Genomic DNA, 26,964 nt, shown 5'->3' on the forward strand with positions numbered 1-26,964 from the left:
GTCCAAGACCTGTTCCGGCAGCCCGATACCCGATCGGTATCGTTGCTGTATGGAGCGTATGAAGCGGATGGAGCGGATCGAGCTGCGGACGCTGCGCTATTTCGTGGCGGTCGCCGAGGAACTCCACTTCGGCCGGGCCGCCGCCCGGCTCCACATGAGCCAGCCCCCGCTGAGCCGTGCGATCAAGGCGCTGGAGACCGAGACCGGCGCGCGGCTCTTCGAGCGGTCGCCGGCGGGGGTCGCCCTGACCCCGGTGGGAGCGGTCCTGCTGGACGAGGCCCGCGATCTCCTCGACCGGGCCGACAGGCTGCGCGTGCGGGTCGCCACGGCGGCGGGGACCGGGGTGCTCACCGTCGGACTCCTGGGCGACAGCACGGATCCGGGCGTACGGCGGCTGGCCCGCGCGTACCGCGAACGCCACCCGGGCGTCGAGATCCGCATCCGCGAGACCGACCTGACGGACCCCACGTGCGGGTTGCACGCCGGTGCCGTCGACGTCGCCCTCACTCGCTCTCCGTTCGACGAGACAGGGCTGGTGGTACGGGAGTTGCGGGACGATCCGGTGGGGGCGCTGCTCCGTGCCGACGATCCGCTGGCCGGCCGGGAGAGCCTGGCTCTGGCCGACCTCGCCGACCGGCGGTGGTTCCGGTTCCCGGCGGGCACGGACCGGCTGTGGCAGTCGTACTGGAACGGCGGGGAGGCACGGGAGGGGCCGGTCGTGCGGGCCGTCCAGGAATGCCGGCAGGCGGTGCTCTGGAACGGCACGGTGGGCATGACCCTGGCCGGCCACGACCCGGGAGACGGCCTCACGGTCGTACCCGTCACCGACATGCCGCCGAGCCGGGTGGTGGTGGCGTGGGCGGAGGGGGACGGGAATCCGCTGCTGCGGTCGTTCGTGCAGGTGGCGGTGGGGGCTTATCGAACCGGAGCGCGGTAGTCGAATGAGAACCGGGGATCATGGAGGCGTTCGACGCCGAGTTCGGTGGACTTCCACCCCGCGCCAAGGACACCGGGCAGGCGGCCTGATCGTGGAACTGAACGTCGACTCCTACGGCATCACCGAGCGACTGCGCTCGTTCAGCCGGCCAGGGGCCCCTGCCTGACCCCGTCCACGAAGGCCCCCCAGGCGGAGGCTTCGAAGAGGAGCGCTCCACGCGAGGGGGCCTTGCTGTCACGGACGGGGACGAGGGAGGGGAGACCGGCGGCTACTTCGATGCAGTTGCCGCCGTCCTGGTTGCTGTAGCTGCTCTTGCGCCAGGAGGCGGTACGGAGGAGGTCGTCGGAGACTTCGATGCAGTTGCCGCCGTCGGAATTGCTGTAGCTGCTCTTACGCCACGTCGCATTGCTCAGGTCGATGGCTCGCACGGCACTTCCTCCAACACTCGCAAGATGAACGTCCGCGACTCGGCAGGGGGCAGGGCCCGGTCACGTACGTCATCATATGTGCGGTGCAGGCGCTCAACCTTGCTTGATTCCTCGATGAGTTCGCCCCGCACGTCGTTTTCGGCGTAGGCGACAGTGCGGCCGTCCAGCAGCCGCAGGAACATCGTGTCGGTGCTGTCCAACCCATGCAGCCCAGTGCCGAACGGCAGCACATGGAGAGTGACGTTGGGGCGCTCGGCAGCCTCCACCAGATACTCCAGCTGTGTGCGCCAATCTTGAGCATCGCGCAGTGAATTGCGCAGCGCCGCCTCGAAAAGAATGACGCGAAACGGCGGCGCATCCACGCCCTCCAGCACGGTCCGTCGACCGATACGCGCATCGATCTGCTGGTCCAGCTCTTCATCCTTCAAGCCACCAGCCGCGAGCGCCTCGCGCACGTACTCAACCGTCTGAAGCAATCCAGGAGGCCTACTCACGGAGTACTGCCACAGGCTCACCGCCTCGGCCTCCAGCACCATGTACCGCCGGTACTGCTCCTTGAACTGCGACGGATCCCCAACCGCCAACTCCCACAAGGCAAGCAACAACCCAGGCGTCCCATAGAACTGATCCAGCGCCTCGACCACCTCCGGGCTCCCCAGCGTCCGCCCGCTCTCCATCTTCCCGAAGTTGGACGCGTCCCAGCCCAGTTCCTCGGCCAGCTCCCTTAAGCTCACCCCCTTCTCCGCCCTCAGCAACCGCAGCTCCTCCGCGAACCGCTGCCTGGGCTCCTGGCTCCGCCCCGTCACCACCCGCCTCTGCGGCACCGCACCCCTCCCTGATCCCCCATGGAATTTGTGGAATTAGCGCCGCCAGACGGGGAAGAACCGCTCCTTCTCGGCGTGCCGACCCCACCCCGCGGCCATCCTCGTAGCAGCCTCGACACGCAGAGTAGTCCAACTCTCGCATTTCGTATAGATGTTGGACAAAAGGAGCGAATGCCATGGAGCCCGGAACCCTGCTCTACGACACCGCCACCGACCAGGTCGGCGAGTACCGGGACCAGTCGGGGCCGTACGCGATGCTGCGTCCCGTGGGGGGAGGGAGGGAGTGGCAGGCCCATCCCTCGACGCTGCGGCCCGCCACCGACAGGGAGCGGCTCAGTGCCGGGGTGCGGGCGGCGAACGACCGCACCTGGGCCGTGCCGCCGGATCCCGAGGACCTCAGCCGCCCGCCGCGGCCCGTGCCCGGCTGCGCCGAGTGCACGCATCTCGACGGCCGCCGGGAGACCGCCCGCGCCACCCACGACCACAGTGCGGCCACCGACGCGAACGTGCTGCTCCGCCAGCACCAGCGGTCGGAACACCCGTGACGCGCCGCGCCTTCCGGTACGTGCCGTACGTCGCGGTGCTCAGCCCCGCGCGATCTCCCGGGCCGTGCGGGCCGCCTTCTCCTCCGTGTCCGTGAGGGCCCCGCCGCCGACGCCGAACAGGCCCTGCCGGAGGAAGACGGCGCGGCCGTGTGCCGCGCCGGCGACGCGGAGCAGCAGGTCGAACGCGTCGTCCGGGTCCGGGGCCAGCCGGCGGGCGACGGGCAGCAGGAGACCGGTCAGTTCGTCGCCGGCCGGCGCGACCCGGTGTCGCCCCCCGCGGCCGGTATCAGCGCGGGCATGCGGTACGCGTACGTCGCCGACCCGGAGGGCAACCTCCTCGAACCGATCGAGACGTCACGCGCCTGACGCCCGCCCCGGCGCACTTCCTCAGAAGTCCTCACGGTGCGCCGTGGTGCCGCGGACCACCAGCCGTGGCGCGACCACGTCCTCGCGCCGCGGAGGCACGCCGCCCTCCAGGCGGGCCGTCAGCGCCGCGACGACGAGGGCGGCGATACGCGGGATGTCCTGGGCGACCGTCGTGAGGTCGATGTGCGGCAGGCGGGCCGGGCGGCTGTCGTCGAAGCCGACCACGGAGATCTCGCCGGGGACCGTGACGCCCGCGCGGAAGAGCGCGCCGAGCAGGCCGGTGGCGCAGGCGTCGTTGAAGGCGAGGACGGCGGTGGGCCACGGGGCGGCGTCGACGACGGTGCGGGCGGCCGCCGCGCCGTCCTGCTCGGTGAGGCCGCCGGGCAGGATGCGGACGCGGTCGGCCAGACCGTGACCGGTCATCGCGGTGCGGTAGCCGCGCCGGCGCTCGGCCGCGCCCGGCGCCCGGCCGCCGTCGACGTGGAGGATGTCGCGGTGGCCGAGGGCCACGAGGTGGTCGACGGCCTGGCGGGCGCCCTCGGCGTCGTCGGTGCGGACCACCTGGACGCCGGGGACGGCAGGGCGCAGGCGGCGGGCCACGGAGGCGACGGGCAGCAGCGCGGCGAGTTCGGCGAGGCGGGCGGGCGGGGCCTGGGGGCCCACCAGGATCAGCGCCTCGCAGCGGTCGCCGAGCAGGGACTCGACGGCCTGGCGCTCACTGCGGCTGGCCGCGACCGCGCTGAGGGCGAGTTGGTAGCCGGCGGCCTCGGCCGCGGAGTAGAGGCGCTCCACCAGGTCGGTGTGGAAGGGTTCCTGGATCTCGAACTGCACGCCGATGAGCCGGCTGCGGCTGCTGCGGAGCAGGCGGGCACGGGAGTCGGGGCGGTAGCCGATCTCCTGCGCGGCCGCCAGGACGCGTTCGCGGGTCGCGGTGCTCGCGCCCTTCGCGCCGCGCATCACGATCGACACCAGCGCCGTGGAGACGCCGGCGCGGGCGGCGACGTCGGCGAGGGTCGGCCGACGGCCGTCGGGAACCGCGGGGGTCGGTGGCACGGCAGCCTCCCTGGTCGTGTGCGCTGACAGCCCGAGGGCGATCGTAGACGAGGCGGAAGCCTCAGCTCAGGGCCACTGCAACGTTCTAGTTCCCATGTCTTGACATAGGCGTCGCGGGCTGGCGTACTGACGGCAGCAGCCATCTAGAACGTTCTAGAGAACGAATTCAGCGGCGACCCGGCAGCTCTTCTAGAACGTTCCAGGCGAGCGAACGGCGCGCGGCTCGCGACCCGAGAACCCTGAGAGGGGCGAACGACGATGTTCACGCTGGCGGTCTGTGCCGAGATGGTCTTCCGGGATCTGCCCGTCGACGAGCGGGCGCGGCGGCTGCACGACGCGGGGTTCCAGGTCGAGATCTGGGACTGGACCCGGCACGATCTCGACGCGCTGGCCCGCACCCCGGCGGAGTTCGGTTCGATGACCGGGTACGTGCGGGGCAGCCTGACGGACCCGGACGGCGTGGCCGAACTGCTGCGCACCGCGCGGGAGTCGATCGACGCGGCCGACCGGCTCGGCTGCCGGCGCCTCAACCTGCACGGCACCGGCCTGGACGGGGACGGGCTGCCCGTGGACCCGGTGAAGGACGAGCCGACGCAGGAGATGTGGGCCGCCGCACGGGACACGCTCACGCGGGTCGCCGAGCTGGGCGAGCGGGCCGGGCTCGTCTTCACGCTGGAGAACCTCAACACGGCCGTGGACCACCCCGGCGTGCCGTTCGCGAAGGCCGCCGACACCCTGGCCCTGGTCGCCGCCGTGGACCGGCCGGGCCTGCGGATGAACCTGGACCTCTACCACGCCCAGATCGGCGAGGGGAACCTGATCGAGCTGGTCCGCAGGGCGCACGGCGCGGGCCTGATCGGCGAGATCCAGGTGGCCGACGTGCCCGGCCGCCAGGAACCCGGCACCGGCGAGATCAACTACCCGGCGGTCGCCCGCGCCCTGGCCGGCCTCGGCTACGACGGCACGGTCGCGATGGAGGCCTGGGCGAGCGAGGACAGCGACAGCGCGCTCCGCCGGTTCCGCACCGCGTTCACCGTCTGACCACCGCTCCATGGTGCTCGCCGGCGGAGCGCAGGTATGCGGCAAGCCTGCCGACGTCTTCGGAAGCATCGCGGTTCAAGGCGGCCAGCACGTCCGGGGGCAGAGCGACGGGGCTCTCCAGGCGCTCGTAGATTTCGTCGGCCCTCCGCCGGAGATCCCGGGTGAGGAGGTCGGGGTCCACGCAGTACGGGAGACGTATTCCGATCTCGCTGGCGCCGTCGATCCACTGGGCGGCGAACTGCTCGACGGATTCCGGCACGGTCATTTCCTGGATCGGCGCGCGCTCGGGCCGGAAGTGGGCGAATCCCGGATCGGTGGCATCGCCTTGCAGGACGAGGTCGGCGACGTACCCGGCGATGACGGGTGAGCAGTGGAAGCCGTCGCGGTATGTGCCGGTCGCGAACACCAGTCCCGCACAGGACGGCACCTTGCCGATCAGAGGGAATCCGTCCAGCGGGACGGGGCGCCGGCCGACCAGCAGACGCTCGATCCTGGAATATCCCAGTCTGCGGTCGAACTGCTCGCAGGCGGCGCGCAGCAGGTTGTAGGACGCTCCGACGGTGACGCCCTTCGAGGGCTGGAACGAGAGGGAGTTCGTCGCACCGATGTACTCCTGCCCCGCATCGGGCGACGGCACCAGATGAAGCCCACAGGCTCCGGCCTGGTTCGGTGTCCGCACGACATGGCGGAATCCCGGGAATCTCTCTCGCCGGGTCTGCACCGCCATCCCGGTGCCGTGCAGCATCGGCGGGACCGCACCCGGTGGGAGTTCCTCGATGAACTTCTGCGTGAGACTCCCCGCGCACAGCACCACGGTGTCCGCCGACAGCGTCTCCCCGCCGTCCAGACGGACACCCAGCACCCGCCCGTCGACGATCTCCAGTCCGCGGGCCTCCTCCGGTACCAGATCGACGGACCGGGCGGCCAGCGCCCGCTCCAGAAGAGCGAGGACCGCACGCGCGTCGACCGCCCCCTCGCGAGGCAGGAACATGGCTCGCACGGGACGCGCGTTCGCATCCGCGTCCAGCCCGTCGATATCCGCGGGGGACACTTCCTCGTACGGTTCGCCGAACGAGGCCAGGGCCGTCCGGATCGCCTGGTAGTTGCGCATCGTGTGATCGACCGCGGTGGCCGCCAGGACGACGAAGGTGCCGTCCGTCCAGGACGGTGTCCCGTTCGCTTCGCCGGCCGCCTCGCGGAGCTTGCCGAACCAGGCCGGCCACGCATTGAGCGCCCGGTGACCGACAGCGGTCTTGGCGGCCGCCGCCGGGTGCGTGAGCGTGGCGGTGGTCGCCTCGGCGAAGCAGTTCAGCATCGCTCCCGCGGCCGTGGACGCCGCTCCCTCGCGCGCCGGGTCGCCGAGAACGGCGATCCTCAGGCCGGAATCGCGTCGGGCCAGCTCGAAGGCGACGGAGAGACCGATGATTCCGTTGCCGACGACCAGCACGTCCCTCGGCCGGTGCTTCACCGAGACCTCCAAAAATACCGTGACCGTCCCGCACGGGGACCGGCTCCGCCGTCCGGGCGGCGGGCGGCCGGGTGTCCGGGCGGCCGGCCGACAGCTGGATGCATGCCGTCCCCGGCCTCGGTGCCGAGGCCGGGGACGCACCGGTCGTAGGGTCGGACCGGAGTGAGTTGCTTCCTGGCCGTGCGCCGGCCTCAGGGGCTGCAGGGGTCCGCTTCGTCCTGGTGACCGTGCCCGTGCGCTTCGCCGTTGTCCTGCGGCGAAGCCTCACCGGAGTTCCGCGGCGCCTTCTTCCTGGGGTTTCGCACTTCCTCGTCCCGGGGGAATTCCGAGGGCTGCTGAATCGGCATGCTTCTTTCCTTTCACATCTCTCCCGCGGAGAGCCTTTTTGCTCACCGAACCTGAGGAGACCTGTTCTGCAGCTCCGTGCTGAATTCTTCCAGCGCGGAGCCCGCAAGAATCTCGGGCAGAGGGGTCTGCCGTACATTGCCGACCGAGCGCCAGCGAGAGAAGACGCAGGGCCAGACGTCCCCGGAGGCAGAAACCGCCAGGCGGCCGTTGCCGCAGCGTCCGCACAGCTGGGACATGTTCGGCTCGCGTCCCGCCCCGCCCCGCCCCACTCCCCGTACGCGGTCATGCCGAATGCGCGTGACACCCAGCTCCCGCAGCTCTTCCTCCGCCTTCGCCACCCGCTGGGAATCGTGTACGTCGACGATGCCGGCCCGCATGGGAATTCCACGCCGCACCGCTTCCGAGATATTGCGCCGGGTCCGTTCGTGCGTATTCCTCTTGGTGATACGCGTATGCTCCCCTGCGCGATCGGAATAATAACTCGTCGCCAGTCTCACACCGGGGGCGGAGAACACCTCCCACATCTCCTCGGTGATGTGCACCAGATTGGAGTACACCTCCACCTCCAAGCCCCGGGAGAGCGCGTGCCGCATCAGGGGAAGAAGGTCCGGGTGCAGAGTCGGCTCCCCGCCGATGAACTGCACGAGTTCCATGCCGGCTTCCGCGCCCTGGTCGATCACCTGTCGCCATTCCTCGGTCGACATGGACCCGTGATCGCCGTCGGGGCCGCTTTCGGCATAGCAGTGCGTGCATTCCAACTGGCACTTGCCGGTGATCTCCAGGAACAGAATTCGCATTCCGGGGCTCCTTTGGAAATGCACGATGCGGGGCACCGGCCGTTCAGGAAAAGTGGGTTGCTGCAAAAGAGCATGGCAAGAGACACCGGCCCCTGCCATCCGAGCTACGCCGAACGGGAGGCCGTCGGACACCGGCCGGACGCGGCGCGTCCTTGCCGGTGGTTACGCTTCCGGCATGGCGAAGAAGCTGGTGATCAAGGTGACGGCGGGGGCGGACGCCCCCGAGCGGTGTTCGCAGGCGTTCACGGTGGCGGCGGTGGCCGTGGCGAGCGGCGTCGAGGTGTCGATGTGGCTGACCGGCGAGTCCGCGTGGTTCGCGCTGCCGGGCCGGGCCGCCGAGTTCGAACTCCCGCACGCGGCCCCGCTCCCCGACCTGATCGACTCGGTCCTCGCGGGCGGCACGCTCACCCTCTGCACCCAGTGCGCGGCCCGCCGGGACATCACGGAGAAGGACGTCATCGAGGGCGTACGGATCGCGGGCGCGCAGGTCTTCGTGCAGGAGGCGATGGCCGGGGAGACCCAGGCGCTGGTCTACTGACGGCGCTTCTTGCCGTCCAGCTCGTCCCACCACTCGTCCGACTGCGGATCGCCGGAGGGGTCGTCCCACCAGCGGTCGTCGGGACCGCGACGGTTCGCGACCATCGCGGCGACCGGCGGGATGACCATGGCCACCACGCACATCCCCACGGCGGCGGGGACGGACCAGATGCGTACGACTCCCCAGGCCAGGACGAAGAGCCCGATACAGGTCCCCATCATGGCGAAGTAGACGCGACGGCGACGAGCCAGCATGCATCCAGGGTAGGTCCGGGTACGGCGAAGGGCCGCGTCTCCGGTACGGGTACCGGAGACGCGGCCCTTACGGGTGTGCTCAGACCGCGATCGCGACCTCGGCCAGGCCGCCCTGCTGGGCGACGACCGTGCGGTCGGCGGTGGCGCCGGGGACGAGGGCGCGGACGGTCCAGGTGCCCTCCGCCGCGTAGAAGCGGAACTGGCCGGTGGCGGAGGTGGGGACCTCCGCGGTGAACTCGCCGGTCGAGTCGAGCAGGCGGACGTAGCCGACCACGGGCTCGCCGTCCTTCGTCACCTGCCCCTGGATCGTGGTCTCACCGGGCTTGATCGTCGAGGGGTCCGGGCCGCCGGCCTTCGCTCCACACATGCTGATACTCCAGAGGTCTTGAACGGTCGGTCTGAGGTCTTGCCGGGGTGCTACTTGTTGGCGCCGAGCTCGATCGGGACGCCGACGAGGCTGCCGTACTCGGTCCAGGAGCCGTCGTAGTTCTTGACGTTCTCGACACCGAGCAGCTCGTGCAGGACGAACCAGGTCAGGGCCGAGCGCTCGCCGATGCGGCAGTACGCGATGGTGTCCTTGGCCAGGTCGACCTGCTCCTCGGCGTAGAGCTCCTTGAGCTCGTCGTCCGACTTGAAGGTGCCGTCGTCGTTGGCGTTCTTCGACCACGGGATGTTGCGGGCCGAGGGCACGTGGCCGGGGCGCTGGGACTGCTCCTGCGGCAGGTGGGCCGGGGCGAGCAGCTTGCCGGAGAACTCGTCGGGGGAACGCACGTCGACGAGGTTCTGCGTGCCGATGGCCGCCACGACGTCGTCGCGGAAGGCGCGGATGGCGGTGTTCTGCGGCTTGGCCTTGTAGGTGGTCTCGGTGCGGTCCGGGACCTCCTCGACCAGCTCGCGGGCGTCCAGCTCCCACTTCTTGCGGCCGCCGTCGAGAAGCTTGACGCTGTCGTGGCCGTAGAGCTTGAAGTACCAGTAGGCGTAGGACGCGAACCAGTTGTTGTTGCCGCCGTAGAGGATCACCAGCGTGTCGTTGGCGATGCCCTTCGCCGACAGGAGCTTCTCGAAGCCCTCCTGGTCGATGAAGTCGCGGCGGACCGGGTCCTGCAGGTCCTTGGTCCAGTCGATGCGGATCGCGCCGCGGATGTGGTTCTTCTCGTAGGCGGACGTGTCCTCGTCCACCTCGACGATCGCGATCTCGGGGTTGTCCAGGTTGTCCTGGACCCAGTCGGCGTCGACCAGGACGTCGCTGCGGCTCATGCTCTTTCTCCTCCGGGGCAGTTGCGGCGGGGCGTGCGAGTGCGGGTGGGTGCGCGTCGGGGCGCACGGATGCCCTCGGCGGGAGGGCGGGGGGATGCGGAGGCGGCGCGGCCTCCGCCGTCAGAAGGGGCGACAGAGCATGGCGGCGACGCGGCACAGGTCGACTGCCCGCCGCTTCGTGAGATCCGCCTGACGCTTCATGGGCTCGATCGTAGGGACGGATAACCGGGCATGTCACCGGCATGTCGTATGGTGAGACGCGATCGTCCGAATTGTGGGACGCCGGACGGTGCGAGGGCATGGTCCCGGGGCGGCCGGGCGCCTGTATCGGTCATCACATCTACTGTACGGACGCCGTCGTCTCGCGTGCTGGAACGGCAGCGGTCCCCGCCGTGCCGCTTATTACCCGGCCAGCAGGACGTTCGAACCCTTCACCGCGATCTCCACACCGTCCTTGCCGGCCTCCACCTTGTCCAGCTTGATGCCGCCGGGGAGCTGGTTGATCGCCTGCTGGAAGTCGGAGGCCTGCCGGAAGCGGTCCTCGGCGAGGCCGACACCGGGGAGCTTGGGGAGGTTGTCGGCGTGCACCTGGACGGTGTTGTCCTTGACGGTGACCGTGCTCAGGACGGTCGCCTTCTGGTGGGCGCTGACGCCGGGGACGGTGACGTCGACGGTGACCTTGATCTTGCCGTTGCCGCCGTAGGCGAGCCCGACGACCTGGCCGGTGAAGCCGAGGCCGAGGTCGGTGGGCTCCGTCTGGGCGTCCTTGAGCAGATCCGCGTAGGAGATGTGCGCGGTGCCGGTGGCGGTCTGCGCGGTGGCGGAGCTGTAGTCGCCGGTGAAGGTGACGTCCTTCATGTCGGCGTTCAGGTCCTCGATGCGGATGGTCTTGCCAGTGGTGCCGGTGGTGGCGTCGTACTCCTTGATGCCGACGTGCACGTCGTCGAGGGTGCCACTGGCGACCTGGGTGAGGAACGGGAAGCCCTTGATGGAGACGTCGGGGGTGCTCGCGAGGTTCTCCGTCGTCTTCAGCTTGTCGGCGGCCTCGCCCTGGGCGAAGTGCACGGCGACGCGGTCGACGATCACGAAGAGGACGCCGAGGACTACGACGGTGATGAGAAGGATTCGCAGTGCACGCATGTGGTCGGTTTCCCCCGGGGTCGGCTGCTGGCGTCGGTGCCGCCACGCTAACCCTGCGGGGGCGGGCCGACGGGAGATTGTCGAGCAGCTGTGACAGTGCGGGCGCCGGTGCTGCTGGGGGCTGCCGCCCCCAGGCCCTCGCCTCGGGGGGGGACCGGTCCGTTTTCGGGTGCGGGCCGGTGGGGGCTGATCGCGCAGTTCCCCGCGCCCCTTACGGGGCGCTGACCCTACTGCCGACCGAGTCGGGCGGGCGGGTGGGAAAGCCTTTCGACCTCGCTGTTTCACGAACCGAGTCGGGCGGGCGGGTGGGAAAGTCTTTCGACCTCGCTGTTTCGCGAACCGAGTCGGGTGGGTGGGTGGGAAAGTCTTTCGACCTCGCTGTGTGGGTGGGCAGGGGTCAGTGGAGGATCCACACCACCGGGGCCGCCGCCGTCAGGGGGAGGGCCACGCCTGCTGTGAAGTGGACGAACCTCGACGGGTAGTCGTAGCTCGCCGCACGGTGGCCGACGAGGGCGCAGACCGCGGCCGACGCTCCGATCAGGGCACCCTTCGCGCCCAGCCCGGTCATGCCGCCCACCGCGATGCCCGCACCGGCCGCGGCCAGCAGGGAGACGACCACCGAGGCCGGGGTCGGCAGGGGCAGCGCCCGGGCCAGGACCGCCACCGCGACGGCGGCCGCGCCGACCGACACCGCGTCGGGGTCGGCGCCGAGGTAGCCCGTCGCGATGATCGCCAGTGCGGAGGAGGCGACGGTGGCCATCAGGCCGTACATACGGGTGTCGGGGTCCGCGTGCGAGCGGAGCTGGAGGACGAGGGTGAGCAGGACCCAGATGCCCAGGGGGCCGAGGATCGCCGCCGGGGCCTGGTCGCGCCCCGCCACCAGGACCGCCACGTCCGCCGCGACCCCGCCCAGGAAGGCGAGCGCGATGCCCTGCCGGGCCGGCCACATGCCGTTCAGCCGGAACCAGCCCGCCGCCGTCACGGCCTGGAGGATCACCAGGGGGACGACCAGGGCGTACGAGGAGATCGGCGCCGCCACCGCGAGCAGCAGGCCCAGCAGCGCGGTGAGCAGGGCCGGCTGCATGCCGGGCTCGATGATCGGCGAGCGGCCCTCCAGGCGGGCCCGCTGGGCGTCCGTGATGCGCGCGTTGCCGGCGAGGGTCGCGGGACCGTAGCCCGCGTCGGGCCCGGCAGGACCGGGGGCAGAGGAAGGGGAAGGGGAGGGGGAAGGGGCGGGAGCAGGGGGCGGAGGTGCGCTGTACGCCTGTTGTTGCGGCTCGGCGGCGTACGGCTGCGGCGGCAGGTACGCCGTCTCCGCGGCCGCCGCCATCGGCGGAGCGGCCGCGGCCTGCACCGGGGCGTGCGTCTGCGTCTCCCAGGTCTGGCCCTGCCACTGCTGCGTGGCGTACTGCTGCTCGTCGTACCCCCACTGCGGCTGCTGCGGCGGCTGCTGGTACGGGTCGTAGCCCTCGTACGGCTCGTACGGCTGGTTGGTCATCGCTCTCGCTCACCCTCCTGCGAACGGCGGGAGCACCTCGACCGTGCCGCCCTCGGCCAGCCGTACCGTCTCATGTCCGCGCGTGCCCACGGGGTCACCGTCGATGAGGAAGGAGCATCGCCGCAGGACGCGCGCCAGTTCCCCGGGGTGTCGCGTGCGTACCGCGGCCAGCGCCTCGGCGAGGGTGTCCGCGTCGTACGGCTCCTCGGCGATGCCGGCCGCGGCCTTCGCGGCGGCCCAGTAGCGCACCGTGACCTTGGGCATCCGGTTCCTCAAGAGGCTCGATAAGAACAATCGGTCGGCTGTGTACCTGTCTGTGTACAGGGTCAGGCTAGCCCGCCCGCGCGGCCGCCCAGTCGCCGATCCTGGCCAGCAGCCGGTCGTCCGCCGCGTGTTCGGCGTGGCCCATGCCGGGCTCCAGCCACAGCTCGGCGGCGCCACCTGCGGCGTCGGCCAGCATCCGGGGGTGGTCGACCGGGAAGTAGCCGTCGCTGTCGCCGTGCACGATCAGCAGCGGGGTCGGGGCGATCTTCGGCACCGCCTCCACCGGGGAGAGCGGCACCGGGTCCCAGTCGCGGTAATGGATCCGGGTGTGGAAGCCGTAGCGGCCGACCAGCCGGCCCGCCGGCCTGGTGACCAGCCAGTGGACGCGGCGCATGGGGGCGGTGCCCCGGTAGTACCAGCGGGCCGGGGACGACACCGAGACCACGGCGTCCGCTCCGGCGTGCAGGGCCGCGTGCCGCAGGACCACCGAGCCGCCCATCGAGAAGCCGACGGTGACGACGCGCGCGTGGCCGAGGTCCCGGGCCCAGGTCACCGCCGCCGCCAGGTCGAGCACCTCGCGGTCGCCGACGGTGGTGCGGCCGCCGGACCGGCCGTGGCCGCGGAAGGAGAAGCTGACCACCGGCGCGTAATCCGTCAGCGCGGCCACCACCCGTCGTACATGTGGCCGGTCCACGTCTCCGGTGAAACCGTGGGCCATGACGAACACCAGGTCACGGGAAGGTGGCCGGGAGCCGTCGTATACAACGGAGGCGGGATCGTATACGGAATCGATGGAAACCCCGTCGTCCGTGCGCAGAAACGTCCGCATAGAGGCGTTTCTGCTCGTCTCATATGTCGGACGAACGACGGAACGTGCCACATGACCTGCCGGACCGATGCTCATGTGGGCTATTCTGCTGGGCAGAGGACTCGGGCAGCGCCGCCACCGGGTCCTTTTGTGCTTTCGGAAGGGCTGTATACGAAGCGGGAAACTCCAGGTGACCCGCGGTGTACGGAACATCGGGAGCGCAGCGCAGTGTCGTTGCACACAGTCCTCGCAGGGACCGAGGAGGAACCAGACGTATGAGTTCTCTGCTGCTCCTGACCAACGCCCTCCAGCCGTCGACGGAGGTGCTGCCGGCTCTCGGCCTGCTCCTGCACAACGTGCGGGTCGCACCGGCCGAAGGGCCCGCACTCGTCGACACCCCGGGTGCCGACGTCATCCTGATCGACGGCCGCCGTGACCTCCCGCAGGTCCGCAGCCTCTGCCAGCTGCTCCGCTCCACCGGCCCGGGCTGTCCGCTCATCCTCGTCGTGACGGAGGGCGGGCTCGCCGCCGTCACCGCCGACTGGGGCATCGACGACGTGCTCCTCGACACCGCGGGGCCCGCCGAGGTCGAGGCCCGGCTGCGGCTGGCCATGGGCCGGCAGCAGATCGTCGCCGACGACTCCCCCATGGAGATCCGCAACGGCGACCTGTCGGTCGACGAGGCGACGTACAGCGCGAAGCTGAAGGGACGGGTCCTCGACCTCACCTTCAAGGAGTTCGAGCTGCTGAAATACCTCGCCCAGCACCCGGGCCGGGTGTTCACTCGTGCACAGCTGCTCCAGGAGGTCTGGGGGTACGACTACTTCGGCGGCACCCGGACCGTCGACGTGCACGTACGAAGGCTGCGCGCCAAGCTCGGCGTGGAGCACGAGTCCTTGATCGGAACCGTCCGGAACGTCGGTTATCGATTCGTTACCCCGGAGAAGGGCGACCGGGGCGAGCGGGCCGGCGAGGCGGCCAAGGCGCACGCCGACCGGCCAAAGCCGGAGGATGCGGACGCATCGGCGGCCCTGGACGCGGTCGAGGTACCGGCCGAGGCGTAGCAGTCGTCCGGGCGCGGCATGGCCGTCGCCCGGACGGGGCATTGCTTACGCAAGCGAAGCTCCGATTCGCCCTGCCCAGAGCGGGTCCATCCGCGTAGACTCCGCGCGTGGCCAAGGTGACTCGGGATGATGTGGCGCGGCTGGCGGGGACTTCCACCGCCGTTGTCAGTTATGTCATCAACAACGGACCCCGGCCGGTCGCCCCGGCCACGCGCGAGCGTGTCCTCGCGGCGATCAAGGAACTGGGGTACCGCCCGGACCGGGTCGCCCAGGCGATGGCGTCCCGGCGCACCGACCTCATAGGCCTCATCATCCCGGACGCCCGCCAGCCGTTCTTCGGCGAGATGGCGCACGCGGTCGAGCAGGCCGCCTCCGAGCGCGGAAAGATGGTGCTGGTCGGGAACACCGACTACGTCGGCGAGCGCGAGGTCCACTACCTGCGCGCGTTCCTCGGGATGCGGGTCTCCGGCCTCATCCTCGTCTCCCACGCGCTGAACGACCTGGCCGCCGCCGAGATCGAGGCCTGGGACGCCCGGGTGGTGCTGCTGCACGAGCGGCCCGAGGCGATCGACGACGTGGCGGTGGTGACCGACGACCTCGGCGGCGCCCAGCTCGCCGTCCGCCATCTGCTGGAGCACGGCTACGACTACGTGGCCTGTCTCGGCGGTACGGCGGAGACGCCGGCCGTCGGCGACCCGGTCTCCGACCACGTCGAGGGCTGGAAGCGGGCCATGGACGAGGCGGGCCTGCCCACCGAGGACCGGCTGTTCGAGGCGCCGTACAACCGGTACGACGCGTACCGGATCGCCCTGGAGATCCTCTCCGGCCCCAGCCGCCCCCCGGCGATCTTCTGCTCCACCGACGACCAGGCCCTCGGCGTGCTGCGGGCGGCCCGCGAGCTGCGCATCGACGTGCCCGGGGAGCTGGCGGTGGCCGGCTTCGACGACATCAAGGAGGCGGCGCTCGCGGATCCCCCGCTGACGACGATCGCCTCGGACCGCCCGGCGATGGCCCGCGCGGCGGTCGACCTGGTCCTCGACGACGGGCTGCGGGTGGCGGGGTCGCGGCGGGAGCGCCTGAAGACGTTCCCTTCGCGGCTGGTGGTGCGCGGGTCGTGCGGGTGCCAGTAGTACGTCGGCGAGCTGTGCGTCGTGGTTGCTCGCGCAGTTCCCCGCGCCCCTGAAGGGGCGCGGGGAACTGCGCGACCAGCCCACACCGGTCCGCGCCCGCAGAACGCGCGGACTCACAGCAAAGCCTTCATGAACGTCGTCTGAGAACCCTTCGCGACCTGCGAGAAGGTTCCTTATATCGGGCAAACGAGCTTCTCGCGGCGTTCTCAGCGGGCACTCAGGAGGCTCTCATGGTCGCGGGACAAGCTACTTGTCATGACCGAGAGCTTCCGCCGCAGCGGCGAGTACGAGAACCCGCAGGGTCCCCAGGGTGACGCCTACCAGGGCGCGTACCCCCAGCAGCAGCACGCCTCCTCCCCCGTCAACCCGGAGTGGCCGCCCCCGCCCACCCACCAGCCGGTGGCCGCGGAGCCGGCGGCGGACGGCGGCCAGGGCGGCTACGGCGGCGGTACGGCCGTACTCCCCACCGTCGGCGCCGACGCGGAGCACCCCGCGGAGCACCCGGAGCACTCGGCCCACGCCAAGAAGACGCGCACCCGGGGCCCGATAGCCCTCCTCGCCGCGGTCGCGATCGTCGCGGCTGCCGTCGGCGGCGGCACCGCGTACGCCTTCCAGGAGCTGACCGGCAAGAACAACGTCGTCTCCAGCAGCACCACCACCAGCGTGGTGCCCTCCAGCAAGAAGGGCGACGTCGCCACCATCGCCGCCGCCGTCAGCCCGAGCGTCGTCGAGGTCAACGCGACCCTCAGCAACGGCACCTCCACCGGCTCCGGCGTCATCATCACCAGCGACGGCGAGATCGTCACCAACAACCACGTGATCTCCGGCGCCCAGTCGGTCAAGGTCTCCACCAGCGACGGCAAGTCGTACACCGCGAAGGTCGTCGGCACCGACAGCTCCAAGGACCTCGCTCTCCTCAAGCTCGAAGGCGCCTCCGGCCTCCACCCGGCCACCCTCGGCAACTCCGACGGCGTCCAGGTCGGCGACACGGTCGTGGCGATCGGCTCGCCCGAGGGCCTGACCGGCACCGTCACCAGCGGCATCGTCTCCGCGCTCGACCGGGACGTGACCGTCTCCACCGACGAGGGCCAGCAGCAGCAACAGCAGGGCAGCGGCGGCAGCGGCCAGTGGCCGTTCTCCTTCGGCGGCCAGCAGTTCAACGGCGACACCGGTTCCTCCACCACGACCTACAAGGCGATCCAGACCGACGCGTCCCTCAACCCGGGCAACTCCGGCGGCGCGCTGATCGACGCCAGCGGCGACATCGTCGGCATCAACTCCGCGATGTACTCGGCCAGTTCCGACTCCTCGTCGTCCTCCTCGGACGCGGGCAGCGTCGGCCTCGGCTTCGCCATCCCGATCAACACCGTCAAGTCCGACCTGGCCAAGCTGCGGTCGGGCTCCACCAGCTGAGCGACGGAAGACCACGCACGGCACGAAGAGCAAGGGAGTACGTCATGATCAAGCAGGTTTCGCACCCGATGGCCGCCGACAGCCCGGCCGGTTTCAGCCTGGCCCTTGCCGTGGCGTACGAGCTGCACGCACCGACCGAGGCAGCGGTGGCCCCGACCCCGGCCCCGCGCGCCCCGGAGGTCGTACCGGCCCCGCAGCTGATGGGCCTGCGCACCTCCGCGGCCCGGCCGCACCAGCGCAAGGTGCCGCTGAGCCGCATGACCCTGGTACGCGGCTAGGGGCGTACCGCCCCACCGGCGTGCATACCCGACAGCCCGGAAACATGCGAGGCTGAGAGGCGCCCCACCCACCCAGGACCACCACACCCCGAGGAACCGCGAGCGATGAGCCCCGCCGATGGCGACCGTGAACCCCAGCGCATCCTGATCGTCGACGACGAGCCGGCCGTACGCGAAGCCCTTCAGCGCAGCCTCGCCTTCGAGGGGTACGAGACCGAGGTCGCGGTCGACGGCGCGGACGCGCTGGAGAAGGCGACGGCCTACAAGCCGGACCTGATCGTCCTCGACATCCAGATGCCGCGCATGGACGGCATGACGGCCGCCCGCCGCATCCGCGGGGCGGGCGACACCACCCCGATCCTGATGCTGACGGCCCGCGACACGGTCGGCGACCGCGTCACCGGCCTCGACGCCGGGGCGGACGACTACCTGGTCAAGCCCTTCGAACTCGACGAACTCTTCGCCCGTATCCGCGCTCTGCTGCGCCGCAGCTCCTACGCGGCCACGATCGCCGACGGCGTCCAGGAGGACGAGGCGCTCACCTTCGGCGACCTGCGCATGGACCTCGCCACCCGCGAGGTCACCCGGTCCGGCCGCCAGGTCGAGCTGACCCGCACCGAGTTCACCCTCCTCGAGATGTTCATGGCGCACCCGCGCCAGGTCCTCACCCGCGAGCAGATCCTCAAGGCCGTCTGGGGCTTCGACTTCGAGCCCTCCTCGAACTCCCTCGACGTCTACGTCATGTACCTCCGCCGCAAGACCGAGGCCGGCGGCGAGCCCCGCCTCGTCCACACCGTGCGCGGCGTCGGGTACGTCCTGCGCCAGGGCGGCGCGGAGTGAACAGACTCGCCCGCCGCTTCCGCAACCTCCCCCTCCGCTCCCGCCTGTCGATGCTGGTCGCGGCGGCGGTGGCGTTCGCGGTGGCGGCGGTTTCGGTGACGTGCTGGTTCATCGTGCAGGGGAAGCTGTACGAGCAGCTGGACGCCGACCTGAAGAAGTCGGCACAGCATCCGGTGCCGATCAGCAACGTCGTGGATCTCCTTACCGCGTGCCCTCAGGAACCGGCCGCGACGACCGACTCGGACTCGGGCGGTCTGCGGTTGCGTGACTCCTACTACACGCAGTTGGTCAAAGCCGACGGCACATTCTGTGTCTCTTCGGATTCCCCCGGAGCCATGAAGACGGCAGCTTCCGACAAGGCGGTTGCGAAGAACCCGGCGAGCGGCACGGGCTACTACCGCAACGGTGTGGACGCCTCAGGAAACGATGTCCGTGTGTTGACGATCCCCCTGCTCGTGAACCAGGGCATCGGCTCGGGGCCCCGGATCTACCCCGGCGTCGCCCTCATGAGTGCTGTCCCTCTCAAGAACACCCAGAAGACACTCAGCGACCTAGCCCTGCTGCTCCTCCTCGTCTCCGGCATCGGAGTCCTCGGCGCCGGAGCCGCCGGCCTGGCAGTCGCCCGTGCCGGTCTCCGCCCCGTCGACAAGCTCACCGAAGCCGTCGAGCACGTGGCCCGCACCGAGGACCTCAGCGTCCGCATCCCCGTGGAGGAGGAGTCGGACGACGAGATCGCGCGCCTCTCCCGCTCCTTCAACAGCATGACCAGCTCTCTGGCCAGCTCCCGCGAGCTCCAGCAGCAGCTCATCGCGGACGCCGGTCACGAACTCCGCACCCCCCTCACCTCCCTCCGCACGAACATCGAACTCCTCACCCGCAGCGAGGAGACGGGCCGCCCGATCCCCCCGGCGGACCGCAAGGCGCTGCTCGCCTCGGTGAAGGCGCAGATGACGGAGTTGGCGTCGCTGATCGGCGACCTCCAGGAGCTGTCCCGCTCGGAGGGTCAGCGCGGTGAGCGCGTGCAGATCGTGGCCCTTCAGGACACGGTCGAGGCAGCCCTGCGCCGCGCCCGGCTGCGCGGTCCGGAGCTGACGATCACGGCGGACGTCCAGCCGTGGTTCGTCCGGGCGGAACCCTCCGCCCTGGAGCGGGCGATCGTCAACATCCTGGACAACGCGGTGAAGTTCAGCCCCGAGGGCGGCACGATCGACGTCGCTCTGGAACGCGGCGTCCTCACGGTCCGCGACCACGGCCCCGGCATCCCCGAGGACGAACTCCCGCACGTCTTCGACCGCTTCTGGCGCTCACCGAGCGCACGGGCCCTCCCCGGTTCGGGCCTCGGCCTCTCCATCGTGGCCCGCACGGTCCAGCAGGCCGGCGGCGACGTCACCCTGGCCCGCGCCAACGGCGGCGGCACGGTGGCGACGGTACGACTGCCCGGCGCGCCCACGGCTCCGCCCGAGGCACCGTAGGCACCGCAGGCACCCCGGCCGGACTCCGCGCCCTCCGCTCACCCCCTCCCCCCGCCGGGGAGGGGGTATTGGCTGTCGGCCCGAACCGCTTTCCTGGGCCGCAGAGGGTCGTCCTATCCTCTCCCCAGTCGCGCACGCGTTCGGTGCGTATGGGGAGGGGTTCGGATCGTGGACGAGGGTGGAGTCGAGCGGGAGTACCGGAAGCGGCGGAAGCAGCCCCGGACGCAGCTGCTGCTTCTGGGGCTGCTGATGGTGAACGCGTTCGTCCAGACCAGCCGGGTCTCGCGCGACGGGGGCGGGGGCAGGGACTGGTGGGGGCCGCCGGTCTTCGCGCTGGTGCTGGTCCTGGCGATCGGGCGGATCGCGCTGGAGCAGTTCCGGGCGCGCACCAGGGTCACGGCCGCCGGCATCACCGCACAGGGGGCGGTGCGGGCGCGGACCTGGGCCTGGTCGGAGGTGTACGACATCCGGGTCGAGCAGGCGCCGCGCGGTTCCGGGCGGGCGGCGCCGCAGTGGCTCACCTACCTGTACGACTTCCGGGGCCGCCGCTTCCTGCTCCCGCACCTCAACGACTGGCAGGTGGACGATCCCTACGCCGAGGTCGCGGAGCTGTGCCTGGCCGCCGCCCCGCTGCGCAGCATCACCTGGGAGCGCCGCCCGGACGTCGAGGAGCGGATCCTGCGGGGGACCGTGCGGCGCAGGGCGTGGACGTGGGGGGCGTACGGCGCGATCGCGGTCTTCTGCCTCACGTTCGTGGCCGACATCGGGCTGGTCGCCGTGGGGCGCCATGACCATCCGTTCCTGCTGATGGTGTGCGTGCCCCTGGCCGCGGGCGTCGCCCTCGCCGTCGTACTCGACCGGTACTGGAGTGCCCGGCCGCCGCGCTCTCCGGCCCCGCAGCCGTAGCCCATCCACACCCCACCCCCAGCCCCGTCACAGCCGCTCGTCACACTTTTGTCAGATGGCGAGTCAGATGGCGAGGAAGATTTTGCTGGCCGACGACGACGCGGCCGTGCGGGACGGGATCGGGCGGCTGCTCAGGTTCGAGGGGTACGAGACGGTCCTCGCCGGGGACGGCAGAGTGGCCCTCGATCTGGTCGGGACTCCGGAGAGCGAGCCGGACCTGGTGCTGATGGACGTGGAGATGCCGGGCCTCGACGGCCTGGCGGCCACCCGGCGGATCCGGGCCTCCGGGTCCACCGTGCCGATTCTCATGATCACCGGGCGGAATGCGGTGGGGGACCGGATCGTCGCGCTCGACAACGGCGCCGACGGGTACCTGGCCAAGCCGTTCGCCGCCGAGGAACTCCTCGCCCGGGTACGGGCGTTGCTGCGGCGCAGTCCGCGGCGGGAGACGGGGACGCCGGGGGCCGAGCCGGACGGGGAGCGGTTCCTCGGGTTCGACGACGTCTCGATGGACCTGCGGAGCCGGACCGTGCACCGCGGGGAGCGGGCCATCGACCTGACCAGGACCGAGTACGCGCTGCTGGAGTTCCTGCTGCTCCATCCGGGGCGGGTGCTCAGCCGGGAGCGGATCCTGCGGGACGTGTGGGGCTTCGAGTTCGCGCCCGCCTCCAACACGCTGGACGTCTACGTCATGTACCTGCGGCGGAAACTGGAGAGCCGCGGCGAACCGCGGCTCATCCACACCGTGCGCGGGCTGGGATACACCCTCAGGAACGGCGCTACCACCTGAGGATCATCGTCTCGTCCGGTACCGGTGCCGCCGACTCCGCCGCGATCGCCTCCGGGAGCGGGTGGGCCAGGGCGGCGTAGGCGCCGTCGCGGGCGAGGAGTTCGGCGTGGGTGCCCGCCTCCACCAGGCGGCCGCGGTCGACGACCAGGATGCGGTCGGCGTCGGGGGCGAGCGTGAGGTCGTGCGTGATCATGATGGTCGTACGGCCCGCCATGAGCCTGCGCAGCGGGGCCACCACCTGGCGGGCGGCGATCGCGTCCAGGCCGGCCGTCGGCTCGTCGAGGACGAGGACGGGGGCGGCGCGGAGCATCGCGCGGGCGATGGCGATGCGCTGGAGCTGCCCGCCGGAGAGGGCGGCCGTGCCGGGGGCGATGTGGGTGTCGTAGCCCTCGGGGAGTGCGGCGATGAAGTCGTGGGCGGCGGCGTCGCGGGCCGCCTGTTCGATCTCGGAGTCCGTCGCGCCGGGGCGGCCGCACCCGATGTTCTCGCGGACCGTGCCGTTGAGGATCAGCGTCTGCTGCGGGAGCAGGGCGACGTTCTCGCGGAGGAACTCCAGGGGCAGGTCGGTGAGCGGGACGCCGTCCAGGCAGAGCACGCCGGCCGAGGGGTCGTAGAAGCGGGTGAGGAGCTTGGCGAGGGTGGACTTGCCGGCGCCGCTCTTGCCGGTGACCAGGACCAGTTCGCCGGGGCCCGCGGCGAAGTCGACGTCGCGGAGGGAGGCGCGGGGGGACTCCGGGTAGCGGAAGGAGACGTTGTGGAAGCTGACCCAGCCGCGGACGGGCCAGGGTCCGACGGGGCGGGCTGGGTCGGTGACGGCGGGCTCGGCGTCCAGGATCTCGCCGATGCGCTCGGCGCCCGCGGTGGCCGCGGTCAGGGTGAGGCCGAGCTGGCCGAGGTTGCGGATCGGCGGGTAGAGGTAGCCGAGGAAGGCGGCGAAGGCGAGGAGCTGGCCGAGGGTCATGCGGCCGGCGGAGATCTCCCAGACGCCCAGGCCGATGACGGCGAGGACGCACACCGTCTCGACGACCTCGACGAACTGCGCGTACATCTCGCTGAGCCGGGCCCCGCGCACGCTCGCCCGCATCCAGGCGCGGGCCTCGACGTCGAGGCGCTTCTCCTCGTCCCGGCGGCGGTTGTAGGCCTGGGTGAGGACGACGTTGCCGAGGGACTCCTCGACCACGGAGGTGATCGCGCCGTCGGCGACCCGCTCGTCCTGGGAGGCCGTCCTGATCCGGCCGGAGAAGCGGCGGGCGGCGAACAGGAAGAGGGGCGCGAGGACGAAGGTGGCCAGCGCCAGGTCCCAGCGCAGCCAGAAGGCGGCGGCCGCGTAGAAGACGGCGGAGAAGGCGGCGGCGACGGTGCCGACGACACCGGACACGACCATCTGCTCGATCGCCTCGACGTCTCCGGTGAGGCGTTCCACCAGGTCGCCCTGGCGGTGCCGCTGGAAGAAGTGCGGGGGCAGGTCCTGGACGTGCCGGAAGACCTTGGCGCGCAGCCGCAGCACGAATCTCTCGGCCGTCCAGGTGGCCAGGGAGTTGCCGAGGTAGCCGACGAGCGCGCCGAGTGCGGCGACGCCGAGCCAGGCGCCGGCCGGGCCCCAGAAGGCGGCGAGCGAACCGGCCTGCAGGGCGTTGTCGGTGAGGTCGGCGAAGAGCAGGATCGCGGCGGTCTCGGCGAGCGCGGCCACCACGACACACGCGATGATCATCCAGAGCCACTTGCGGTCGCCGCGGGTCAGCGGCCAGAAGCGGCGGAAGGCCACCCGGGCTTCTCTCATGGTCGACAACTCCCTTCTGTGCATGCACATGGCCGAGGCGGGGCCACCGGTGCGACCACGCGTAACCGGTGACCCCGCCTCGCTGCGTACGTCAGTGCTGGTCGCCGACGGGGCGCTTCGGCTCCGGCTTCTTCGGCGCGGGCTTCTTCGGGGCCGGGGCAGGCTTGCGGTGCTTCTTGACGGGGACGATCTTGTGGAAGCTCATGGTGTTCTGCCTCTCCGTGGTGACTTCTGTCTTGGTTCTGCAACGGTTTCTCTACTGCCCCGCTGCAGCAACCTGTGAATTGATTTGAATTACGTCTGTAAATTCTTTGTCAGCGCTCGTCGCCGACGGGGCGACGCTTCGGAGCCGGCTTCTTCGGCGCGGGCTTCTTGGGCGCCGGGGCGGGCTTGTGGTTCTTCTTGACGGGGACGATCTTGTGGAAGCTCATGATGATTCCCTCCTCAGGGCTGGTGACTTACCGGTTACCCACGGGGCGCTTGGGCTGGGACTTCTTGCAGTCCTTCTTCTTCGGGGCCGGCTTCGGGGCGGGCTTCTCGGCCTTCTTCACCGGGACGATCTTGTGGAAGCTCATGATCTTCTCCTTCGTTCTGTCGTCCGCGCCGTTCGCTTTCGACATGGAAAACATTACGTGACCCGCGAGCCCGAGAAAGCCATTTTCAGTAAGACCTCGATGAATTACGGCTGAGATGAATTTTCAGATGCAACTGGGAACCGAACACGGTCTCACATAGGTTTTATCCAGCAGATCCAACGGATCCAGCAGAAAGGGCCCGGTACGCACGGGGTGCGTACCGGGCCCTGGGTGGGGCGGAGGCGGTGCCTACTGCACGATCGTGATCCGGTCCGTGGCCGGCGGCGCGAGCGGGCTCGCGGCCGAGGAGTTGGCCGTCAGGTACTCCGCCAGGGCGGACAGGTCGTCGGTGCCGACCAGGTCGCCGGTGCCCTGGCCGAGGGTGGTGAAGCCGTCACCGCCGCCCGCGAGGAAGGAGTTGGTGGCGACGCGGTAGGTGGCGGCCGGGTCGATGGCCGTGCCGTTCAGCTTCACGGAATCGGTGACGACACGGTCCGCGCCCGTCTTCGTCAGGTCCAGCGTGTAGGTGAGCCCCTTTGACGGCTGCAGGATCTTCGGGGCGGCGGCGTTGCTGCCGCTCACCTGCTCCTTGAGCACCTGGATCAGCTGGGCCCCGGTGAAGTCCTGGAGGTTCACGGTGTTGGCGAACGGCTGGACCGTGAAGCCCTCGGCGTACGTCACGACGCCGTCGCCCTCGCTCCCCTTGGCCGCGTACGTCAGCCCGGCCCGCACCCCGCCCGGGTTCATCAGCGCGAGGTCGGTCCCCGGGTCCAGCTCCTTGCCGTACGCGAACTGGGCGTCGGCGATCAGGTCGCCCATCGGGGACTCGGTGCCGGTGCTGTTGACGTCGGCGGAGATGTAGCCGATGGCGCGGTTGCCGATCGGGGCGGCGAGGGTGTTCCACCTGCTGATCAGGTCGGTCATGTCGGGCGCCTTGGCGACGTCCCGGGTGACCACGTGGTTCGCGGACTGCACGGCCGTACGCGCGATGTCGCCGGTGCGGCGGTCGTAGGTCAGCGTGGTGTCGGTGTAGAGGCGGCCGAAGGAGGCGGCCGAGGTGACCATGCGGGGGTTGCCGGCCGGGTCGTCGACCGTGCAGACGTACGCGGTGTGGGTGTGGCCGGTGACCAGCGCGTCCACGGCCGGGGTCACGTTCTTCGCGATGTCCACGATCGGGCCGGAGATGCCGCTGCCGGGGCCCGCGGAGTCGCAGTCGTAGTTGTAGCTGGACGAGGACGGGAAGCCGCCCTCGTGGACCAGCGCCACGATCGACTGGACGCCCTGGCGCTGGAGCACCTTGGCGTACTTGTTGATGGTCTCGACCTCGTCCTTGAAGGCCAGGCCCTTGACGCCGTCCGCGGAGACGATGCCGGGCGTGCCCTCCAGGGTGACGCCGATGAAGCCGATCCTGACGTCCTTCTTCTTCCAGACCCAGTAGGGCTTGAGGATCGGCTTGTCCGTCTTCTCGTCGAGGACGTTGGCCGCGAGGTAGGGGAAGTCGGCGCCCTTGAACTTCTTGTCCGTGTAGCAGCCGTCGGTGGGGTGGCAGCCGCCGTTCTGGAGGCGGGCCAGTTCCCTGGCGCCCTCGTCGAACTCGTGGTTGCCGACCGTCGTGACGTCCAGGTCGAGCTTGTTGAGCGCCTCGATGGTCGGCTCGTCGTGGAAGAGGCCGGAGATGAGCGGGGAGGCGCCCACCATGTCCCCGCCGGCCGCGGTGACGGAGTACGCCTTGCCCTTGCGGGCCTGCCGCAGGTGCGTGGCGAGGTACTCGACACCGCCGGCGTCGATCGTCTTGGTCGTCCCGTCGGCCTGGGTCTCGGTGACCCGGCCCGAGGAGCCGGACGGCGGCTCCAGGTTGCCGTGCAGGTCGTTGAAGGAGAGCAGCTGGACGTCCTGGTAGCGGCTGGGGCCGTGGTGCCCGTGCCCCTTGCCGGAGTGCGCGTCGGCGGGCAGCGCGCTCGCCAGGGCCGCGACGGTGGCGAGCCCCGCGGCCGACGCGAGCAGCGCGTACGAACGCCGTCTGGACGGTCTGGACTTCGCTTGCATGGAGCCCCCTGTGGGTCTGCTGAGAAGTGGCCCGGTCCGGCGCAGCCTAGGGTCAACGCGCGTAGCGCAACAGGGGGTTCATGGTTACATCTTGGTTGCCGGTTGCCCTGCCCTTTACCTTTCCCCGGTGCCCGCACTTTGCCGATCCCGCCCCGTACCCTCGTACGCATGACCAGCGACGACACCGCACGGCCGCCCATGTACTCCCGCTCCATCGACACCTACTCCGCGCTCGCCCCGGATCAGGCCGAGGCCGTACGGGAACTGCTGGCGCAGGCCGCTCAGGCCGACGGCCAGCAGCCGGTGTCCGAGCAGGGCCGCCTCCAGCTGAGCGGCGGCGCCCGGGAGGGCGTCTCCCATCTGCTCCTCTCCGTCGGCGGCGAACTCGTGGGCTACGCCCAGCTGGAGGACACCGACCCGGTGGAGGCACCGGCCGCGGAGCTGGTCGTGCACCCGGCCCACCGGGGCCACGGCCACGGGCGCGCGCTGGGCGCCGCCCTGCTGGCCGCGTCCGGCAAGCGGCTGCGGGTGTGGGCGCACGGTGGCCACTCGGCGGCCCGCCACCTCGCGCAGGTCCTCGGCCTCACCCTGTTCCGGGAACTGCGCCAGATGCGCCGCCCGTTGACGGACCTGGACCTGCCGGACCCGAAGCTGCCCGAGGGCGTCACCGTCCGCACCTTCGTCCCCGGCCGGGACGACGCGGCCTGGCTCGCCGTCAACGCCGCCGCCTTCGCCCACCATCCGGAACAGGGCTCGCTCACCCAGCGCGACCTGGACGACCGCATGGCCCAGCCCTGGTTCGACCCGGCCGGCTTCTTCCTCGCGGAGCGCGGCGGCGAACTCCTCGGCTTCCACTGGACGAAGGTCCACGACGCGGAACGCCTCGGCGAGGTCTACGTCCTCGGCGTCTCCCCCGCCGCCCAGGGCGGCGGCCTCGGCAAGTCCCTCACGACCGTCGGGCTGCGGTACCTGTCCGGCCTCGGCCTGCCGACGGCGATGCTGTACGTCGACGCGGACAACACGGCGGCGGTCGCGGTCTACGAGCGACTGGGCTTCGTGACGCACGAGACGGACCTGATGTACCGGACGGAGACCTGAGGGGAT

General features: G+C 70.7%; 29 protein-coding genes. 14 read left to right on the forward strand and 15 right to left on the reverse strand.

Annotated elements, in window-relative coordinates; genetic code table 11:
- The first annotated feature begins 76 nt into the window (after nucleotides 1–76).
- Nucleotides 77–937: a LysR substrate-binding domain-containing protein gene (locus tag ACFZB3_RS19570; RefSeq protein WP_391376962.1), complete on the forward strand. Its 861-nt coding sequence runs from the start codon at nucleotides 77–79 to the stop codon at nucleotides 935–937.
- Nucleotides 938–1,077: 140 nt separating this feature from the next.
- On the opposite strand, the gene ACFZB3_RS19575 is transcribed toward ACFZB3_RS19570, so the two are convergent.
- Both ACFZB3_RS19575 and ACFZB3_RS19580 read right to left on the reverse strand, forming a co-directional pair.
- Complete coding sequence (locus ACFZB3_RS19575) at nucleotides 1,078–1,365, reverse strand: DUF397 domain-containing protein (RefSeq protein ID WP_391376864.1); 288 nt, start codon at nucleotides 1,363–1,365, stop codon at nucleotides 1,078–1,080.
- Nucleotides 1,347–2,189, reverse strand: coding sequence for a Scr1 family TA system antitoxin-like transcriptional regulator (locus ACFZB3_RS19580; protein WP_391376865.1), 843 nt, complete (start codon nucleotides 2,187–2,189; stop codon nucleotides 1,347–1,349). Before ACFZB3_RS19580 ends, ACFZB3_RS19575 begins: the two co-directional genes overlap by 19 nt.
- Before the next feature lie 176 nt (nucleotides 2,190–2,365).
- On the opposite strand from ACFZB3_RS19580, the gene ACFZB3_RS19585 reads away from it, so the two are divergent.
- Both ACFZB3_RS19585 and ACFZB3_RS19590 read left to right on the forward strand, forming a co-directional pair.
- On the forward strand, nucleotides 2,366–2,734 hold the full coding sequence (locus ACFZB3_RS19585; RefSeq protein ID WP_391376866.1) for a hypothetical protein: 369 nt from the start codon (nucleotides 2,366–2,368) through the stop codon (nucleotides 2,732–2,734).
- 147 nt (nucleotides 2,735–2,881) lie between these two features.
- Nucleotides 2,882–3,100 (forward strand): hypothetical protein, encoded by a 219-nt coding sequence (locus ACFZB3_RS19590; RefSeq protein WP_391376867.1) that lies wholly within the window; start codon nucleotides 2,882–2,884, stop codon nucleotides 3,098–3,100.
- Nucleotides 3,101–3,121: 21 nt separating this feature from the next.
- Here the strand turns inward: ACFZB3_RS19590 and ACFZB3_RS19595 are convergent, their stop codons facing one another.
- Nucleotides 3,122–4,153, reverse strand: coding sequence for a substrate-binding domain-containing protein (locus tag ACFZB3_RS19595; RefSeq protein ID WP_391376868.1), 1,032 nt, complete (start codon nucleotides 4,151–4,153; stop codon nucleotides 3,122–3,124).
- Nucleotides 4,154–4,411: 258 nt separating this feature from the next.
- On the opposite strand from ACFZB3_RS19595, the gene ACFZB3_RS19600 reads away from it, so the two are divergent.
- The gene (locus ACFZB3_RS19600; protein WP_391376869.1) at nucleotides 4,412–5,194 is read left to right on the forward strand and encodes a TIM barrel protein; all 783 of its coding nucleotides are present in this window, start codon (nucleotides 4,412–4,414) and stop codon (nucleotides 5,192–5,194) included.
- Here the strand turns inward: ACFZB3_RS19600 and ACFZB3_RS19605 are convergent.
- Entirely contained in the window at nucleotides 5,184–6,662 is a 1,479-nt protein-coding gene (locus ACFZB3_RS19605; RefSeq protein WP_391376870.1) for an FAD-dependent oxidoreductase, read from the reverse strand. The two genes, ACFZB3_RS19600 and ACFZB3_RS19605, sit on opposite strands and share 11 nt — an antisense overlap.
- Before the next feature lie 389 nt (nucleotides 6,663–7,051).
- The gene (locus tag ACFZB3_RS19610; RefSeq protein ID WP_391376871.1) at nucleotides 7,052–7,807 is read right to left on the reverse strand and encodes a radical SAM protein; all 756 of its coding nucleotides are present in this window, start codon (nucleotides 7,805–7,807) and stop codon (nucleotides 7,052–7,054) included.
- A 175-nt stretch (nucleotides 7,808–7,982) separates the two neighbouring features.
- Here ACFZB3_RS19610 and ACFZB3_RS19615 point away from each other — a divergent pair, with 175 nt between their 5' ends.
- Complete coding sequence (locus ACFZB3_RS19615; RefSeq protein WP_391376872.1) at nucleotides 7,983–8,345, forward strand: DsrE family protein; 363 nt, start codon at nucleotides 7,983–7,985, stop codon at nucleotides 8,343–8,345.
- Here the strand turns inward: ACFZB3_RS19615 and ACFZB3_RS19620 are convergent.
- The 8 genes from ACFZB3_RS19620 to ACFZB3_RS19655 form a co-directional block, all read right to left on the reverse strand.
- The gene (locus ACFZB3_RS19620) at nucleotides 8,339–8,599 is read right to left on the reverse strand and encodes a DUF3099 domain-containing protein (protein WP_391376873.1); all 261 of its coding nucleotides are present in this window, start codon (nucleotides 8,597–8,599) and stop codon (nucleotides 8,339–8,341) included. The genes ACFZB3_RS19615 and ACFZB3_RS19620 overlap by 7 nt on opposite strands.
- 79 nt (nucleotides 8,600–8,678) lie before the next feature.
- Nucleotides 8,679–8,966: a DUF1416 domain-containing protein gene (locus ACFZB3_RS19625; protein ID WP_093501297.1), complete on the reverse strand. Its 288-nt coding sequence runs from the start codon at nucleotides 8,964–8,966 to the stop codon at nucleotides 8,679–8,681.
- A gap of 50 nt (nucleotides 8,967–9,016) precedes the next feature.
- Nucleotides 9,017–9,856, reverse strand: a complete 840-nt coding sequence (locus ACFZB3_RS19630; RefSeq protein WP_391376874.1) for a rhodanese-like domain-containing protein — start codon at nucleotides 9,854–9,856, stop codon at nucleotides 9,017–9,019.
- Nucleotides 9,857–9,976: 120 nt separating this feature from the next.
- Nucleotides 9,977–10,057 carry an Ms5788A family Cys-rich leader peptide gene (locus ACFZB3_RS19635; RefSeq protein WP_350751515.1) on the reverse strand — a complete coding sequence of 27 codons (81 nt, stop codon included), beginning with the start codon at nucleotides 10,055–10,057 and terminating at the stop codon, nucleotides 9,977–9,979.
- A 201-nt stretch (nucleotides 10,058–10,258) separates the two neighbouring features.
- Nucleotides 10,259–10,996: an LmeA family phospholipid-binding protein gene (locus tag ACFZB3_RS19640; RefSeq protein WP_391376875.1), complete on the reverse strand. Its 738-nt coding sequence runs from the start codon at nucleotides 10,994–10,996 to the stop codon at nucleotides 10,259–10,261.
- A 397-nt stretch (nucleotides 10,997–11,393) separates the two neighbouring features.
- Nucleotides 11,394–12,494, reverse strand: coding sequence for a hypothetical protein (locus ACFZB3_RS19645; protein ID WP_391376876.1), 1,101 nt, complete (start codon nucleotides 12,492–12,494; stop codon nucleotides 11,394–11,396).
- A 9-nt stretch (nucleotides 12,495–12,503) separates the two neighbouring features.
- Nucleotides 12,504–12,758 (reverse strand): MoaD/ThiS family protein, encoded by a 255-nt coding sequence (locus tag ACFZB3_RS19650; protein ID WP_093501288.1) that lies wholly within the window; start codon nucleotides 12,756–12,758, stop codon nucleotides 12,504–12,506.
- Nucleotides 12,759–12,825: 67 nt separating this feature from the next.
- Nucleotides 12,826–13,662 carry an alpha/beta fold hydrolase gene (locus ACFZB3_RS19655; protein ID WP_391376877.1) on the reverse strand — a complete coding sequence of 279 codons (837 nt, stop codon included), beginning with the start codon at nucleotides 13,660–13,662 and terminating at the stop codon, nucleotides 12,826–12,828.
- A 179-nt stretch (nucleotides 13,663–13,841) separates the two neighbouring features.
- Here ACFZB3_RS19655 and ACFZB3_RS19660 point away from each other — a divergent pair, with 179 nt between their 5' ends.
- The 8 genes from ACFZB3_RS19660 (at nucleotide 13,842) to ACFZB3_RS19695 (ending at nucleotide 21,459) form a co-directional block, all read left to right on the forward strand.
- Entirely contained in the window at nucleotides 13,842–14,630 is a 789-nt protein-coding gene (locus ACFZB3_RS19660; protein WP_391376878.1) for a winged helix-turn-helix domain-containing protein, read from the forward strand.
- 107 nt (nucleotides 14,631–14,737) lie between these two features.
- A complete protein-coding gene (locus ACFZB3_RS19665) occupies nucleotides 14,738–15,760 on the forward strand; it encodes a substrate-binding domain-containing protein (RefSeq protein ID WP_391376879.1) in 1,023 nt (340 codons plus the stop codon).
- Nucleotides 15,761–16,015: 255 nt separating this feature from the next.
- A complete protein-coding gene (locus tag ACFZB3_RS19670; protein WP_391376880.1) occupies nucleotides 16,016–17,173 on the forward strand; it encodes a trypsin-like peptidase domain-containing protein in 1,158 nt (385 codons plus the stop codon).
- Nucleotides 17,174–17,217: 44 nt separating this feature from the next.
- Nucleotides 17,218–17,451 carry a hypothetical protein gene (locus tag ACFZB3_RS19675; RefSeq protein WP_391376881.1) on the forward strand — a complete coding sequence of 78 codons (234 nt, stop codon included), beginning with the start codon at nucleotides 17,218–17,220 and terminating at the stop codon, nucleotides 17,449–17,451.
- Nucleotides 17,452–17,556: 105 nt separating this feature from the next.
- A complete protein-coding gene (locus tag ACFZB3_RS19680; RefSeq protein WP_391376882.1) occupies nucleotides 17,557–18,291 on the forward strand; it encodes a response regulator in 735 nt (244 codons plus the stop codon).
- Nucleotides 18,288–19,763 (forward strand): ATP-binding protein, encoded by a 1,476-nt coding sequence (locus tag ACFZB3_RS19685; RefSeq protein ID WP_391376883.1) that lies wholly within the window; start codon nucleotides 18,288–18,290, stop codon nucleotides 19,761–19,763. Before ACFZB3_RS19680 ends, ACFZB3_RS19685 begins: the two co-directional genes overlap by 4 nt.
- A 168-nt stretch (nucleotides 19,764–19,931) precedes the next feature.
- Nucleotides 19,932–20,669, forward strand: a complete 738-nt coding sequence (locus ACFZB3_RS19690; RefSeq protein ID WP_391376884.1) for a PH domain-containing protein — start codon at nucleotides 19,932–19,934, stop codon at nucleotides 20,667–20,669.
- Between the two features lie 67 nt (nucleotides 20,670–20,736).
- Nucleotides 20,737–21,459, forward strand: a complete 723-nt coding sequence (locus ACFZB3_RS19695; RefSeq protein ID WP_391376885.1) for a response regulator — start codon at nucleotides 20,737–20,739, stop codon at nucleotides 21,457–21,459.
- Here ACFZB3_RS19695 and ACFZB3_RS19700 read toward each other — a convergent pair.
- Both ACFZB3_RS19700 and ACFZB3_RS19705 read right to left on the reverse strand, forming a co-directional pair.
- Nucleotides 21,449–23,239, reverse strand: coding sequence for an ABC transporter transmembrane domain-containing protein (locus ACFZB3_RS19700; protein WP_391376886.1), 1,791 nt, complete (start codon nucleotides 23,237–23,239; stop codon nucleotides 21,449–21,451). The two genes, ACFZB3_RS19695 and ACFZB3_RS19700, sit on opposite strands and share 11 nt — an antisense overlap.
- 824 nt (nucleotides 23,240–24,063) lie before the next feature.
- Nucleotides 24,064–25,860, reverse strand: coding sequence for a 5'-nucleotidase C-terminal domain-containing protein (locus ACFZB3_RS19705; protein ID WP_391376887.1), 1,797 nt, complete (start codon nucleotides 25,858–25,860; stop codon nucleotides 24,064–24,066).
- A 168-nt stretch (nucleotides 25,861–26,028) separates the two neighbouring features.
- On the opposite strand from ACFZB3_RS19705, the gene mshD reads away from it, so the two are divergent.
- Complete coding sequence (mshD, locus tag ACFZB3_RS19710; RefSeq protein WP_391376888.1) at nucleotides 26,029–26,958, forward strand: mycothiol synthase; 930 nt, start codon at nucleotides 26,029–26,031, stop codon at nucleotides 26,956–26,958.
- Nucleotides 26,959–26,964 lie beyond the last annotated feature (6 nt).

Source organism: Streptomyces sp. NPDC008092 (genome assembly GCF_042957285.1).
In the GTDB taxonomy this organism is placed as follows: domain Bacteria; phylum Actinomycetota; class Actinomycetes; order Streptomycetales; family Streptomycetaceae; genus Streptomyces.